This window comes from Streptomyces sp. SJL17-4 (genome assembly GCF_036826855.1).
Classification (GTDB): Bacteria; Actinomycetota; Actinomycetes; order Streptomycetales; family Streptomycetaceae; genus Streptomyces.
The window spans coordinates 2,447,719-2,462,261 of the sequence record NZ_CP104578.1 but is presented as its reverse complement, the minus strand read 5'-3'; the positions used below and the strand labels follow the sequence as shown (position 1 = coordinate 2,462,261).

General features: G+C 72.7%; 10 protein-coding genes. 3 read left to right on the top strand and 7 right to left on the bottom strand.

Annotated features, from left to right (window positions below; translation table 11 throughout):
* Positions 1-30 precede the first annotated feature (30 nt).
* A complete protein-coding gene (locus tag N5875_RS10545) occupies positions 31-999 on the top strand; it encodes a bifunctional riboflavin kinase/FAD synthetase (protein ID WP_318207606.1) in 969 nt (322 codons plus the stop codon).
* 92 nt (positions 1,000-1,091) lie between these two features.
* On the opposite strand, the gene N5875_RS10540 is transcribed toward N5875_RS10545, so the two are convergent.
* The gene (locus N5875_RS10540; RefSeq protein ID WP_318207948.1) at positions 1,092-2,306 is read right to left on the bottom strand and encodes a cytochrome P450; all 1,215 of its coding nucleotides are present in this window, start codon (positions 2,304-2,306) and stop codon (positions 1,092-1,094) included.
* 78 nt (positions 2,307-2,384) lie between these two features.
* Between N5875_RS10540 and N5875_RS10535 the strand changes: the two genes are divergently transcribed.
* Positions 2,385-3,707 (top strand): type III polyketide synthase, encoded by a 1,323-nt coding sequence (locus tag N5875_RS10535; protein ID WP_318207605.1) that lies wholly within the window; start codon positions 2,385-2,387, stop codon positions 3,705-3,707.
* Between the two features lie 105 nt (positions 3,708-3,812).
* Positions 3,813-4,865: a hypothetical protein gene (locus N5875_RS10530; protein ID WP_338493291.1), complete on the top strand. Its 1,053-nt coding sequence runs from the start codon at positions 3,813-3,815 to the stop codon at positions 4,863-4,865.
* Positions 4,866-4,933: 68 nt separating this feature from the next.
* Here the strand turns inward: N5875_RS10530 and N5875_RS10525 are convergent, their stop codons facing one another.
* From N5875_RS10525 to N5875_RS10500, 6 genes are all read right to left on the bottom strand, one after another.
* Positions 4,934-5,944: an ABC transporter ATP-binding protein gene (locus N5875_RS10525; RefSeq protein WP_318207603.1), complete on the bottom strand. Its 1,011-nt coding sequence runs from the start codon at positions 5,942-5,944 to the stop codon at positions 4,934-4,936.
* Positions 5,941-6,915, bottom strand: coding sequence for an ABC transporter ATP-binding protein (locus N5875_RS10520; RefSeq protein WP_318207602.1), 975 nt, complete (start codon positions 6,913-6,915; stop codon positions 5,941-5,943). The genes N5875_RS10525 and N5875_RS10520 overlap by 4 nt, the downstream gene beginning before the upstream one ends.
* On the bottom strand, positions 6,912-7,826 hold the full coding sequence (locus N5875_RS10515) for an ABC transporter permease (RefSeq protein WP_338493289.1): 915 nt from the start codon (positions 7,824-7,826) through the stop codon (positions 6,912-6,914). Before N5875_RS10515 ends, N5875_RS10520 begins: the two co-directional genes overlap by 4 nt.
* Positions 7,823-8,884, bottom strand: coding sequence for an ABC transporter permease (locus tag N5875_RS10510; RefSeq protein ID WP_318207600.1), 1,062 nt, complete (start codon positions 8,882-8,884; stop codon positions 7,823-7,825). Before N5875_RS10510 ends, N5875_RS10515 begins: the two co-directional genes overlap by 4 nt.
* A 3-nt stretch (positions 8,885-8,887) precedes the next feature.
* Positions 8,888-10,726 carry an ABC transporter substrate-binding protein gene (locus N5875_RS10505; protein WP_318207947.1) on the bottom strand — a complete coding sequence of 613 codons (1,839 nt, stop codon included), beginning with the start codon at positions 10,724-10,726 and terminating at the stop codon, positions 8,888-8,890.
* A 192-nt stretch (positions 10,727-10,918) separates the two neighbouring features.
* Positions 10,919-14,344 carry an SCO5717 family growth-regulating ATPase gene (locus N5875_RS10500; RefSeq protein ID WP_338493287.1) on the bottom strand — a complete coding sequence of 1,142 codons (3,426 nt, stop codon included), beginning with the start codon at positions 14,342-14,344 and terminating at the stop codon, positions 10,919-10,921.
* Between the last annotated feature and the right edge of the window lie 199 nt (positions 14,345-14,543).

Genomic DNA, 14,543 nt, shown 5'->3' with positions numbered 1-14,543 from the left:
CGGCGAACAGGCGGACGAGGAGCGGTCACAGTGCAGCGCTGGCGTGGCTTGGAGGACATTCCCCAGGACTGGGGGCGCAGCGTCGTCACCATCGGCTCCTACGACGGTGTGCACCGCGGGCACCAGCTGATCATCGGGCGGGCCGTCGAGCGCGCCAGGGAACTCGGCGTCCCCTCCGTGGTCGTCACCTTCGACCCCCACCCCTCCGAGGTCGTGCGGCCCGGCAGCCACCCGCCGCTGCTCGCCCCGCACCACCGGCGTGCCGAGCTGATGGCCGGCCTCGGCGTGGACGCGGTGCTCGTCCTGCCGTTCACCGCCGAGTTCTCCCAGCTGTCCCCGGCCGACTTCATCGTCAAGGTGCTCGTCGACAAGCTGCACGCGAAGGCCGTCATCGAGGGCCCCAACTTCCGCTTCGGACACCGGGCCGCCGGAAACGTCGCGTTCCTGTCCGAGCTCGGCGCCACCTACGACTACGAGGTCGAGGTCATCGACCTGTACGTCAGCGGCACGGCGGGCGGCGGCGAGCCCTTCTCCTCCACCCTCACCCGCCGGCTCGTCGCCGAGGGCGACATGGCCGGGGCGGGCGAGATCCTCGGCCGTCCGCACCGGGTCGAGGGCATCGTGGTCCGCGGCGCGCAGCGCGGCCGCGCACTCGGCTTCCCGACGGCCAACGTCGAGACCCTCCCGCACACCGCCATCCCGGCCGACGGCGTCTACGCCGGCTGGCTGACGGCCGCCGGGGAGCGGATGCCGGCGGCCATCTCGGTCGGCACGAACCCGCAGTTCGACGGCACGGAGCGGACGGTGGAGGCGTACGCGATCGACCGCGAGGGCCTCGATCTGTACGGGCTGCACGTGGCCGTGGACTTCCTCGCGTACGTCCGCGGGATGCTCAAGTTCGACACCCTGGACGATCTGCTCGAAGCGATGGCCGGCGACGTGAAGCGCTGCCGGGAGCTGACGGAAGCGTACGACCTGGAGAACCCCCAGGCCGGCTAGGGCCTGTCTGAGGGCGTCGTGGGGCCGGCCGAGGTGGATCATCCGGCGGCTCATCGAGGACGTCGGACAGGCCCTAGCCCGTCGCCGTACGCTCACCAGGTGACGAGGAGCTCCTTCGGGCCGCGGATCAGCCCCTTCGACTGCCACACCACGTCCTCGGGGCGCCCCGCGAGCCGCAGTTCCGGATAGCGGCGCAGCAGCGTCGACAGCATCACCTCCGACTCCATGCGGGTGAGCATCGCGCCCATGCAGTGGTGCGGCCCGTGCCCGAAGGACACATGGCCGATGCCCTCGCGGTCGAAGTCGAGGCTGTGCGGGTCCTCGAAGGCCTCCGGGTCCCGGTTGGCCGCGAGGTAGGAGGCGTACACCGCCTCACCCGCCCGGATCAACACCCCGCCGACCTCGACGTCCTCGGTCGCGATCCGCGGCAGCCCCACGCCGTTCCGGTGCGGGATCCACCGCAGCAGCTCGTCCACGGCCTGCGGGAGCAGCTCGGGCTCCGCGCGCAGCCGGTCCGCCAGCTCCGGCCGGGTGAGCAGCACGTAGACCATGTTGGCGCTGTTGTTCCGTACCGCGTGCGCGCCGCTGATCAGGATCGCCATCGCCAGCGAGACGGCCTCGTCGACGGAGATCCTGCCCTCGACGAGGGACTCCGCGAGCACCCCCGCCAGATCGTCCTGGGGCTCGGCGCGCCGCCGGTCGAGCAACCGGGTGATGTAGCCGTGGATCTGGGCCTTGGCCGCCTTGCTGCTCTCCGGGCCGGGCCCCGACGACAGGATGAGGTCGGGCCAGGAGGCCAGCTCCGCCCGGTCCTCCTCGGGGATGCCGAGCAGATCGCACACCACCGACATCGGCAGCGGGCCGTGCAGGTGCTTCATCAGGTCGGCGGGCCGGCCCGCCGCCTCCATCGCGTCCAGGAACCGGTCGGTGCTCGCCTGGGCCAGCGGGCGCAGCCGCTTGGTGCTCTGCCCGGTGAAGGCCTTGGTGACGGCCTTGCGCAGCTGCGTGTGGTACGGCGGATCGGCGTAGTTCAGGGCCGCCTTCGAGGCCACCATGTGGCCGGTCATCTTGGTGACCTGCCGGTCGAGCAGGGCGGTACGGCTGAACCGGGGGTCGGAGGTCACAGCGCGCACGTCCTCGTACCGGGTCACCAGCCAGGCCTCGTTCTCCGCGGTGAACGGCAGCCGGATGCGGGCGACGGGCTCCTTCTCCAGGAGCTCGGTCAGCAGCGGGTCGAAGGCGAGGGCGGGGAGGTCGTCGACCGCCCAGGAACGGGCGGCCGACGGCGCGGCGGCGGAGGCGGGCACCCCGGTGGGGCAGCCCGGGGGACGCGGCGGTTCGGAGCCCGGTCCGGCGGCCGCTTCGGAGGTCATCTCGGAGGTCATGTGGGAGGTGTTCCCGGCGGCGGAGAGCGGGGACACGCCGAGCGCCGACAGCCCCCCGGACGGAGCACCATTCTCCCCTCGCGCCGTTCACCCTCCGTAGGCATCCGGTGGCGCTCGCGGTTGCGAGGGCGCGATCACCGGGTGAGTGTGGGCGGCAGTTCACGCGAACGAGACGAAGGAGCGAGTGTCGTGGTGACTTTGTGCAAGCCCGCTGTGTCCGTGCCCGAGCACGTGATCACGATGGAGGAGACCCTCGACCTCGCCCGTGCACACCATGAGGGGCACCCCCAACTGGCCCTGGCGCTCCGGCTGATCGGCAACACCGGGGTGACCCGGCGCCACATCGTCCAGCCCATCGAGGAGACCCTGAAGCACCCGGGCTTCGAGGAACGCAACATCCGCTACGAGGCCGAGGCCAAGGCCCGCGTCCCAGCGGTCGCCCGGGCGGCCCTGGACAACGCCGCGCTGCGCCCCGCGGACATCGACATGATCGTCTACGTGTCGTGCACGGGCTTCATGATGCCCTCGCTGACCGCCTGGATGATCAACACGATGGGCTTCCCCAGCCACACCCGCCAGGTCCCGATCGCGCAGCTCGGCTGCGCCGCCGGAGGCGCGGCGATCAATCGCGCGCACGACTTCTGCACCGCCTACCCGGACGCCAACGTCCTCATCGTGGCCTGCGAGTTCTGCTCGCTCTGCTACCAGCCCACCGACCTCGGCGTCGGCTCGCTGCTCTCCAACGGCCTGTTCGGCGACGCCGTCGCCGCGGCCGTGGTGCGCGGACGCGGCGGCACCGGGATCGCCCTGGAGCGCAACAGCTCCCACCTGGTGCCCGACACCGAGGACTGGATCGCCTACAGCGTCCGCGCCACCGGCTTCCACTTCCTGCTCGACAAGCGGGTGCCCGGCACGATGGAGCCGCTGGCCCCGGCGCTCCGCGAGGTCGCGGGAGCGCACGGATGGGACGCCGGTGAGCTGGACTTCTACATCATCCACGCGGGTGGTCCGCGGATCCTCGACGACCTGAGCCGCTTCCTCGAAGTGCCCCCGGACGCCTTCCGGTTCAGCCGCGCCACGCTCACGGAGTACGGCAACATCGCCAGCGCCGTCGTCCTCGACGCCGTCCGACGGCTCTTCGAGGAGGGCGGCCAGCCCGAGGGCGCGCGGGGCATCCTCGCCGGCTTCGGCCCCGGCATCACCGCCGAGATGTGCCTCGGCCGGTGGACGAACGCCCCGGTGTCGCCCGAGCCGAGCCTCGGCACCCGCCGCATCGTCGGCTACTCGCCACCGTTCCGCCCGGCTCGTACGTCGGCGGCCTGAGGGTCGTCCGTCGGCGGCCCGCGGGCCGTCCTTACGCCGTCCGAGCAACCAGTCCCGTGTTCCCGCACCTCGCGTTCACCGCACCGCCCAGCAGAGGAGAGCCGTATGTCCGCAACGCCACCCTCCCGCCGCAGGAAGCGCCCCCGAGCCCTGCGCGGGCCCGCCGCGATCACCGCGCTGCTCGCCGGCGCGGCCGCCGCCTCGCTGGCGGGCGCGCCCGCCGAGGCGTCCGCCCCGAACGGCGCACGGGTGCCCATGCACCAGTGCTGGGTGAACGACGTCTCCGCCCCGCCGGGCGACGTCGTGAGCGGCACCAGCCAGGACGACCACATCTTCTGCGACAGCGATCTGGAGAACGTCACCGTCTGGGGCGGCGGCGGGAACGACATGATCGAGGTACGCGGTCTGGTCATCGACTCGGCCGTGATGGGCGGCGACGGCGACGACGTCATCCGCACCAAGCACCTGGTGCCCCAGAGCGCCTCCAGCATGGTCCGGGGCAACCGTGGCAACGACATCATCAAGGTCGCCACGGTGGCCGGCGACGGGGCCACGAAGGGCGCCGTCGTCCACGGTGACGACGGCGACGACAAGATCACCACCGGCTCGGTCACCGGCGCGCCCGGCAAGTTCAACCGCGGCGGCGGCATCGTCACCGGGAACGACGGCGTCGACACCATCAAGGTCGGCACGATCGACTTCTCCGGCCGGGTCCTCGGCGGCAGCGAGGCCGACACTATCGAGGCGGACGCCCTCGGACCCGAGTCCGGCGGGCTCATCCAGGCGGGTCCCGGCGACGACACGATCAGCGGCCCCGGCGGCGCGGTCCTCATCGTCGGCGAGCACTGGGGGATGGTGGACGCCGGCGTCGGCAAGGACACCTGCACGGTGAAGTCGGTCTCCACGCGGACGTCCATCAGCTCCTGCGAGGTGATGCCGAAGGCCGCGGCGCCCACGGACACCACGGGTCAGCCGACCGGCACCACGGGCCGGCCGACGGAATCGACGGGCAAGCCGCCCGCCGATCCCGCCGCGCAGCCCGCCAAGCCCGCCGCATCGGTCGCCCACCCCGCCGCGCAGCCCGCCGCGCAGCCGGGCGGGCCGGTCGCCGTGCCCGCCGCGCCCGACGGGCCGGTCGTCCGGCCCGCCGCTCCCTGAGCCGGTCGGCTCGGAGCATCCTTCCCTGAGCCGACCGGATCAAGACCACCCTTCCTGAGCCGGTCGGCTCAGACCACCGTCTCCCGCGCCACCCAGTGGCAGGCCACCGCCTGATCCCCGCCGCCGCCCAGGACCGGCAGGCCCTCGCCGCGGCAGCGGTCCGCGACCGCCGCCGCCTCGCCCGAGGCGAGAACCTGGCAGCGGGCGTGGAAGCGGCAGCCGGACGGGATGCGGGACGGGTCCGGGGGCTCACCGGTCAGCACCACCGGAGCGCCCCCGGACTCCGGGAGCACCGACAACAGGGCCTGCGTATAAGGATGTCGGGGCCGGGTCAGGACGGACTCCACGGTGCCGGTCTCCACGACCCGGCCCAGGTACATCACCGCCACCCGGTCCGCGATGTTCCACGCGAGACCCAGGTCGTGCGTCACCACCAGGGCGGACAGCCCGAGTTCGTCCCGCAGGCGCAGCAGCAGCGCCAGGATCTCGCCCCGTACGGAGGCGTCCAGGGAGGCCACCGGCTCGTCGGCGACGATGAGTTCGGGCTCCAGGACCAGCGCGCCCGCGATGACGACGCGCTGCCGCTGCCCGCCGGACAGTTCGTGCGGGTAGCGCAGGAAGAAGCGCTCCGGCGGACGGAGCCCGGCCCGCGCGAGGGCCCCGGCGACCGCCTCCCGCTCATCACCCGCGTATCCGTGGATCCGCAGCCCCTCCGCCACCGCGTCGTACACCGTGTGCCGGGGATTCAGCGAGCCGCTCGGGTCCTGGAGGACCAGCTGGGCGCGCTTCCGGTAGGCCTTGAGCGCCCCCGAGCCGTACGCGAGCGGTTTCCCGTCGAAGGAGACCGTCCCCGACGTGGGCCGGACCAGGCCGAGGAGCGAGCGGGCCAGGGTCGTCTTGCCGCAGCCCGACTCCCCGACGAGGGCCACGATCTCGCCCGCGCCGATGTCCAGGTCCACCCCGTCGACCGCCCGTGCGGGCGGCGCGCCCCGCCGCCCGGGGAAGGTGACGTGCAGCCCGCGCGCCGACAGCAGGGACGCCGACGGTGTCTCCGTACGCACGGCCGTCTCCGTACTCATGTCGTGCTCCCCACATGGACGCAGGCGGCCCGGTGGTCCGCGCCCGCCTCCCGTAGCTCCAGGTCGATTTCCCCGCACGCGTCCACCGCCACCGGGCAACGCGGATGGAAGGTGCAGCCGCCCGGCAGGTCCGCCGGGTCCGGCGGGTCCCCCGGCAGCCCGCGCGGCGCACGCCGGGACGCGAGGTCCCCGACGCGCGGGAACGCCGAGGACAGCGCCCGGCCGTAGGGGTGCCGCGCGGCCTCGTACACCGCCCGCGCCGGCCCCTCCTCGACGACCCGGCCCGCGTACATCACGGCGAGCCGGTCACAGGTGTCGGCGAGGACCGCGAGGTCGTGGCTGATCATCAGGAGGCTGATGGACTGTTCGGCGACGAGACGTTCGATCAGCCGCAGGATCTGCGCCTGGATCATCACGTCGAGCGCGGTCGTCGGTTCGTCCGCGACGATCAGCCGCGGATCGCAGGCCAGTGCCATCGCGATCATCACGCGCTGCCGCTGTCCACCGGACAGTTCGTGCGGATAGGCGGCCGCGCGCGCGGCGGGCAGACCGACGTGTTCGAGCAGCTCGCCGACCTTCTTGCGGGCCGCCGCCGGGGTCGCCCGGCCGTGTACGAGCAGCGGTTCGGCGATCTGGTCCCCGATCCGGTGCACGGCGTTGAGCGAGTGCATCGCGCCCTGGAAGACGATCGACGCTCCCGCCCACCGCACGGCCCGGAGCCGGCCCCACTTCATGGCGAGGACGTCGTCGCCGTCGAGCAGGATCCGCCCCTCGATCCGCGCCGACGCCGGGAGCAGGCGCAGCAGCGCGAGGGCGAGCGTGGACTTGCCGCAGCCGGACTCGCCCGCCACCCCCAGTTTGCGGCCCGGCTCCAGGGTCAGGTCGACTCCGCGCACGGCGGGCACGGCGGCCGCGCCCGACCCGTACGTCACCCTGAGGTCCCGTACCTCCAGCAGGCTCTGTGTACTCATCGGCCCGCCCCCAGCTTCGGGTTGAGTACGGACTCGACGGCCCGGCCGCACAGGGTGAACGCCAGCGCGACCAGGGCGATGGCGATGCCGGGCGGGGCCAGGTACCACCAGTGCCCGGAGGAGACCGCGCCGGCCTCGCGGGCGTCCTGGAGCATGCCGCCCCAGGAGACGACCGTCGGGTCGCCGAGCCCGAGGAAGGCGAGGGTCGCCTCGGTGAGGATGGCGGTCGAGATGCCGAGCGTGGTCTGCGCGAGCACCAGGGGCATCACGTTCGGCAGCACGTGCTTGCTCATGACGTGCCCGTGGCCGCCGCCGAGCGCGGTCGCCCGTTCGATGTACGGGCGGGACTCGACGGCGATCGTCTGGGCCCGCACCAGGCGGGCCGTGGTCGGCCAGGAGGTCACCCCGATGGCCAGGACGACCGTCCACATCGACCGGGACATGACGGTGGCGAGCACGATCGCGAGGACCAGGGCCGGCATCACCAGGAACCAGTCGGTGATCCGCATGACGACGGTCGAGAACCAGCCACCGTAGTGCCCGGCGATGATCCCCACCAGGGTGCCGATGGCGACCGACAGGCCCGCCGCAAGGAGCCCGACGAGCAGCGAGATCCGGGCTCCCCAGATCAGCAGACCGAGCAGGGAGCGCCCGAACTGGTCGGTTCCCAGCGGGAATTCGACGCTCGGCGACTCCAGGGCGGTCCCCGGGGCCTGCGTCACCGACTGCACGTCGGCGCCGACGAGCAGCGGGGCGGTCAGCGCGAGCAGCGCGATGAGGGCGAGCCCGGCGAGGCCGTAGAGCCCGGCGCGCTGGGTGCGGTACGCCTTCCAGAAGCGGGCCACTGAGCTGCGGCGGCGTTCCCACCGCAGCGAGGCCGCCGACGGCAGCGTCGGCTCGGTCGAGGTCATCGGCCCACCCTCGGGTCGAGCAGCGGATACAGCAGGTCGGCGATCAGGTTCATCAGGATCATCGCTCCGGCGAAGACCACGAACAGACCCTGGACGAGCGGCAGATCGGGCACGCTCAGGGCCTGGTAGAACAGCCCGCCGAGCCCCGGCCAGGAGAACACCGTCTCCACCAGGATCGAACCGGCCGCCACATGACCCAGGTTGATGAAGATCATGGTCACGGTCGGCAGCAGCGCGTTCGGCACGGCGTGCCGGCGCCGCACGTCGTCGTCGCGCAGCCCCTTCGCCCGCGCCGTCGTCAGATAGTCGCCGCCCATCTCGTCGAGGAGCGAGGAGCGCATCACGAGCAGGGTCTGCGCGTATCCGACGGCCACGAGCGTGACGACCGGGAGCACGAGATGGTGGGCGACGTCGAGGACGTACGCGAAGCCGGTCTCGCCCGTGCCCGACTCCATGCCGCCGGTCGGGAAGAGCCCCGGGACCGGGCCGATGCCGACCGAGAACACGATGATGAGCAGCAGGCCGAGCCAGAAGGAGGGCACCGACCACAGGGTCAGCGCGATCCCGGTGTTCAGCTTGTCGCCGAGCCCGCCGTGCCGCCAGGCCGAGCGGGTGCCGAGCCAGAGCCCGAGCGCCGAGTAGATCACCACGGCGACCCCGGTGAGCAGCAGCGTCGCGGGCAGCTTCTCCCAGATCAGGTCGCCGACCGGGGCACGGAACTGGAACGAGGTGCCGAGGTCACCGCTCAGCGCCTTGGCGCAGTAGTCGGTGAACTGCTGCCACAGCGGCAGGTCGAGACCGAACTGGCGGCGCAGCGTGGCGAGTTGCTCGGCGGAGGTGGGCACGCCGTGCGTCATCGCCTTCACCGGGTCACCGGGGATGATCCGGAACAGGAAGAAGCTGGTGACGAGGACGGCGAAGAGGGAGACGAGCGCGCCGCCGAGCTTGCCCGCCGCGTGGCGGAGATAGCCGAGGGAGGAACCGGTGCGGGGTGCGCCGTCCGTGGCGCGGGCCTCTTCGGCCCGCGCCACGTCGGCGGAGGTGCTCGCTGTCGTCACGGACTACTCGCGGTCGTCGGCGGTGGTGCGGCGACGACGGGCGGTCCAGACGCCCACGGCGACGAGGACGAGCGCGGCGGGGCCGAGGATCAGCCAGATGGTCGTCGAGGAGCCGGAGCCGGAGCCGTCGCCGGACGCGGAGGCCGTGGGCACGGCCGACCACCAGCTCCAGTAGCCGTCCTGGCCCCACAGGTTCCCGGCGGCCTCGGGCATGGTCGTGATGGACTCGATCTGGTCCGTGCGGTACGCCTCCAGGGCGTTCGGGTAGGCCATGATGTTCATGTACCCCGTGTCGTACAGCCGGGACTGCATCCGCTTCACCAGATCCGCCCGCTTGGCGGTGTCGTACTCCACCGCCTGCTGCGCGTAGAGCCCGTCGAACTCCTTGTCGCAGATGAAGTTGTCGGTGGCCCCGGAGTCCTTCGGTGTCGCGGGGAGGGTGCCGCAGGTGTGGATCGACAGGACGTAGTCCGGGTCGGGGTTGACCGACCAGCCGTCGAACGCGAGGTCGTAGTCACCCTTGACCCACGGGTCCGAGACGCTGTCCAGGCATTCGACCTTCAGGCCGATGCCCAGCGCGCCCCACCACTCCTGGAGGTACTTGCCGACCGCCTTGTCGTTCGGGTCGGTGGCGTGACAGAGGATCCGGAACTCCAGCGGCCTGCCGTCCTTGCCGACCCGCTTGCCCTCCGCGTTCTTCCGGTACCCGGCCGCGAAGAGGAGCTTGTCCGCGGCGGTGGGGTCGTACGACCGCTTCTGGGCGTCGCCGGGCTTCCAGAAGTACGAGCCGAAGCGCGGCGGGATGTAGCCCTCGCCCTCGACCGCGTGCCCCTGGAAGACCTTGTCGACGAGGGTGGTGCGGTCGACCGCGAGGAAGAGCGCCTTGCGGACGGCCGGGTCGAGCAGCGCCTTGTGGCCGTTGCCGAAGGTCTTGCCGTCCTGGGCCCTCGCGCCGGGGTTGGTGGCGATGGCGTAGAAGCGGCGGCCGGGCGCGTCGTTGACCTTGACGTTCTTCTGGGTCTTCAGCGCGTCGGCCTGGGCGGGCGTCAGATTCGGTACGAAGGACACCTCGCCCTTCTGGAGGGCGGCGACGGCGGCGTCCCCGTCCTTGTAGTACTTGAAGACCAGCTCGTCGAACTTCGGCGCGCCCCGCCAGAACGTCTTGTTCGGCTTGAGCTTGATGTACTGGTCGACCTTGAAGTCCGTGATGACGAACGGCCCGTTGCCCACGATGGGGAACTGCTTGTCGTTGTTGAACTTCGAGAAGTCGCCGACCTTCTCCCAGACGTGCTTGGGCACGATCGGCACGTCGAGCGCGGTCATCGTCGCCTGCGGCTTCTTCAGCCGGATGACGAGCGTCTTCGGGTCGGGGGCCGTGACCTGCGCGAAGTTGGCCGTGAAGCTGCCGTTGGCGGTGGCCGCGTTCGGGTCGGTCATCATCTTGTTGAAGGTCCAGGCCGCGTCCTCGGCGGTGGCCGGCTTCCCGTCGGACCACTTCGAGTCCTCGCGGATCGTGTACGTCCACGTCAGCTTGTCCGCCGAGGGGGCCCACGCCGTCGCCAGGCCCGGGATCGTACGGGCGTCCTTCGCGTCGTAGTTGGTGAGGTACTCGTACGCCAGCCGGTGGATGCTGGTCGAGGTGAGCTTCTGGGCGAGGAACGGGCTCAGCGAGTCGATGCTCTGCGAGACGGCGACGGTGAGCGTGTTCCCCGCGGCCTTGTCGTCCTCCGCGGCGGCGGTACCGGGGACGGCCACGAGCGAGACGGCGGTGACACCGGAGGCGAGCAGCAGACGGAGCGCTCTGTGTGTGGGGGTGTGACGGGGTGGAACCTTCGTGACCATGACCATGGGACGTGACCTCGCGTCGGGGGATCTGTCGTGGATCTTGGGCTGACGGTGAGTGAAGCGAAGGTTTATCAGCGGTGGTCTGCCGTCGTCAACGATCCCTCAAACCCCTTGTGGACTGCGGGAATGCCAAGAGGCCCCGTACCGGTGAACCGGTACGGGGCCTCATTGGTCTACTCCTGTGACGCCTTACTGCTGAGGGGCTGGCGGAGCCTGCGGAGGCTGCTCCTGCGACCAGTTCGGCGGCGGGACCTGCCCCTGTCCCTGGTCATGGCCCTGCGCTTGGCCCGGCGGCTGCCCGTGACCGTGATCCTGCGGATCGGCCTGCGGAGGCAGCGGCTGACCCGGCTGCGGCTGCTGCCAGCCCTGCGGCATCCCGGGCTGACCGGGAGGCGCGCCGAACGGCTGTCCGGGCGCGGGCTGTGCTCCGTACGGCTGACCCGGAGCGGGCTGACCGGGCATCGGCTGACCGGGCATGGGCTGCCCCGGCACCTGCTGCCCCGGCATCGGCTGTCCGGGCATCGGCTGAGCTCCGTACGGCTGACCGGGCGCGGGCGGCGCGCCGTACGGCTGACCGGGCGCCGGCTGCTGTCCGTACGGCTGCTGCGGCGGGTACGGCTGTCCGGGCTGACCGGGCGGCTGCTGGCCGGGCGTCGGCTGGGCCCCGTACGGCTGTCCCGGTACGGGCTGTCCGGGCGCGAACTGCCCCGGCACGGGCTGACCGGGCATCGGCTGTCCCGGCACCGGCTGGCCGGGCATCTGGTGGCCCGGCATCGGCGGGGCCATGTGCGGCGGCAGCGCCCCCTGGCCGTCGCCGGTCCACAGGCCCTGCGCCTGCTGGGCCCGTACGAAGTCCTCGGCCACCATCGCCGAGAGGTGGAAGTACGCCTCCCGGGTCTTCGGCCGCATCATGTCGAGGTCCACCTCGGCACCGGCCGACAGGTGCTCGTCGAAGGGCACGACCACGACACCGCGGCAGCGGGTCTGGAAGTGCTGCACGATGTCCTCGACCTTGATCATCTTGCCGGTCTCGCGGACCCCGGAGATGACCGTGATGGAGCGCTGCACCAGGTCCGCGTAGCCGTGCGCGGAGAGCCAGTCCAGCGTCGTCGACGCGCTGGACGCGCCGTCCACGGAGGGCGTGGAGATGATGATCAGCTGATCGGCGAGGTCGAGCACCCCGCGCATCGCGCTGTACAGCAGACCCGTACCCGAGTCCGTGAGGATGATCGGGTACTGCTTGCCCAGGACGTCGATCGCCCGCCGGTAGTCCTCGTCGTTGAACGTCGTCGAGACGGCCGGGTCCACGTCGTTGGCGAGGATCTCCAGACCGGACGGCGCCTGCGAGGTGAACCGGCGGATGTCCATGTACGAGTGCAGGTACGGGATCGCCTGCACCAGGTCACGGATGGTCGCCCCGGTCTCGCGCCGTACCCGGCGGCCCAGGGTTCCGGCGTCCGGGTTGGCGTCGATCGCCAGGATCTTGTCCTGTCGCTCGGTCGCGAGGGTCGCACCGAGCGCGGTGGTCGTCGTGGTCTTGCCGACACCGCCCTTGAGCGAGATGACCGCGATCCGGTAGCAGGAGAGGACGGGGGTCCGGATCAGCTCCAGCTTGCGCTGCCGCTCCGCCTCCTCCTTCTTGCCGCCGAGCTTGAAGCGGGAGGCCGCGCCGCCGGGCGTCCGGCTGGACTTGGGCTTCTGCTTGTTGTTCCGCAGGAGGCGGTCGGAGGACAGCTCGACGGCCGCGTTGTAGCCGAGCGGGGCGCCCGGCACGGACCGCTCCCGCTGGTCGTGCGTCACGGGCGAGGGCCAGGCGGCCCCGGTCCGCGGGTCGACGGGCTGCCCGTCGTGCGGCGGCTGGGGGGCCGGGGCCTGCGGGGGTACGGCGGCGGGGTGCGGGTAGCCGTAACCGCCCTGGGCCTGCGGCGGCACGCCACCGGGGACGCCGGGCTGTCCCCCTGGGCCCTGCGGCCCGGGAGGTGCCCCCAGCGGGTAGCCGTAACCGGCCTGCTGCGGAGGCGTCCCGGGCTGCGGGAAACCGTAGCCGCCCTGGGGAGCCGGGGTCGGGTCCTGGGGCTGCGGCTGGGACTGCGGGGCCTGGGCATCCTGCGGTGCCTGCGGGTAGCCGTAGGCACCGGGCACCTGCGGCTGGGGCTGCGGGTAACCGTAGGCACCGGGAGCCTGGGGCTGCGGCTGGGCCTGCGGCGGTACGGGGCCGGGCGCGCCGGGAGTGGCGGGCGGCGGCCAGGCGGCGGCGGGCGGCAACGGCGCGGCCTGGGGCTGCGGCTGCGCGCCCGGGGCCGGCTGTGCGGGCCACTGCTGGGCGGGCCCGGGAGCGGCCGGCTGGAACGACGGCGGCAGCGGCGGCAGGCCGGCGCCGGCCTGCGGCCCGGCGGCCGGGAAGGGCTGGCCGGGCGCGGGCGCGGGCGCGGGAGCTGGAGCCGGAGCGGCACCGGGGAACGGACCGGGAGCCGCGTCGGGACCGAAGCCCTGCGGCGCGGCGTCGGCCGGCGGGTGGGGGACGGGCGCCAGCGGCTCCGTCAGGGCCTCGGGAGCGGCCGGGACGGCGTCCGGAAGGGCCGCGTCGCCGGACGCGTCCGACGGTACGGCGTCGGTGACGGGGCCGGAGTCCGCGTCGGAGTCCGCCTCGGCGTCCTCCGTGCGCGTGCTCGCCACGGCATCGGTGGCCGGGTCGCCCGCGGCCTCGTCGTGGGCTTCCGGTGCCTCGGGTGCCTCGGGCCTCTCAGAAGCATCGGGTGCGTCGGGTGCGTCGGATGTTCCGGCGGAGAGGGCGTCCTCCGCGCCGGACTCCGTCACGTCGGCCGCCTCGCTGTCGGCCGCCTCGGCCGCGGTCGGCGCGCCGTCGTCGGCGGTCGCGGTGGCGGGGGTGGCCGCCTCGGCCTCCGCCGATCGCTCCGCGATCTCGCGCTGGAGCGCGGCGGGGGAGAAGCGCATGGTCGAGCCGCTCTCGACGTCCCCGCCCCCGAACGGCGCCGCGGGCGCGGGCGCCGAAGCACCCGGCAGCGGGGCGGGCGGCGGGAAGGCACCCGGCGCCGAGGCATCGGGAGCCGAGACGACGGGAGGCGTGGCGACCGGGGGTGCGACAACCGGGGGCGTGGCGACCGGAGGTGTCACCGCGGGCGGCACAACAGCCGGAGGCCCGGCCACGGGAGGCATCCCGACCGGAGGCACCCCCACCGGAGGCATCCCGACCGGAGGCACGTGTCCGGCAGCCGGAGGCATACCCACCGCGGGTCCGCCCACCACAGGTCCGCCCACCGCAGGAGTACCCGCCACGGGAGTACCCGCCACGGGAGTACCCGCCACGGGAGTGCCCCCGGCAGGCGTACCCGCCGCCGGGGCCCCCGCGTTCCAGCTCGGCTCGAAGCCGCTGCCCGCGGGGAGGCCCGGGACCGGGACCGGGACCGGCGCTCCGCTCGGTGGCGGGGGAGTGGCACCGCCGGCCCCCGCACCGCCCGACGCGTTCTGCGTGTACCAGGCCGGCGGGGTGTAGTCGATGGTGAACTCACCCGTCATCTCGGCGGGATCCGCGTCGGACTGATCGTCGGCGGGCGGACTCCAACCCCCGTGGATCTCGTCGCGATCGCCGTTCACTTTGCCTCCTGGTGTGGTCGAGCACCCTTGTGCCGTTGTGGGCGGGGCTCTTCCACCCTAATCGGCGCGGGCAACCCCCGGGCAGGCCCGACGGCCCCTCCGCGCCCGTCCCCGTGACCCGTTCCGGTCACCAAGTGACCTGACCACGTCGCAGAGTGAGAACCCCGACCGTTCAAATCGATGCAAAAACGGACGTACT

Excerpts from the sequence above, each read along its gene's own strand:
- N5875_RS10530 (WP_338493291.1), top strand. The coding sequence starts at position 3,813 with ATGTCCGCAACGCCACCCTCCCGCCGCAGGAAGCGCCCCCGAGCCCTG.
- N5875_RS10525 (WP_318207603.1), bottom strand. The coding sequence starts at position 5,944 with ATGAGTACGGAGACGGCCGTGCGTACGGAGACACCGTCGGCGTCCCTG.
- N5875_RS10520 (WP_318207602.1), bottom strand. The coding sequence starts at position 6,915 with ATGAGTACACAGAGCCTGCTGGAGGTACGGGACCTCAGGGTGACGTAC.
- N5875_RS10515 (WP_338493289.1), bottom strand. The coding sequence starts at position 7,826 with ATGACCTCGACCGAGCCGACGCTGCCGTCGGCGGCCTCGCTGCGGTGG.
- N5875_RS10505 (WP_318207947.1), bottom strand. The coding sequence starts at position 10,726 with ATGGTCACGAAGGTTCCACCCCGTCACACCCCCACACACAGAGCGCTC.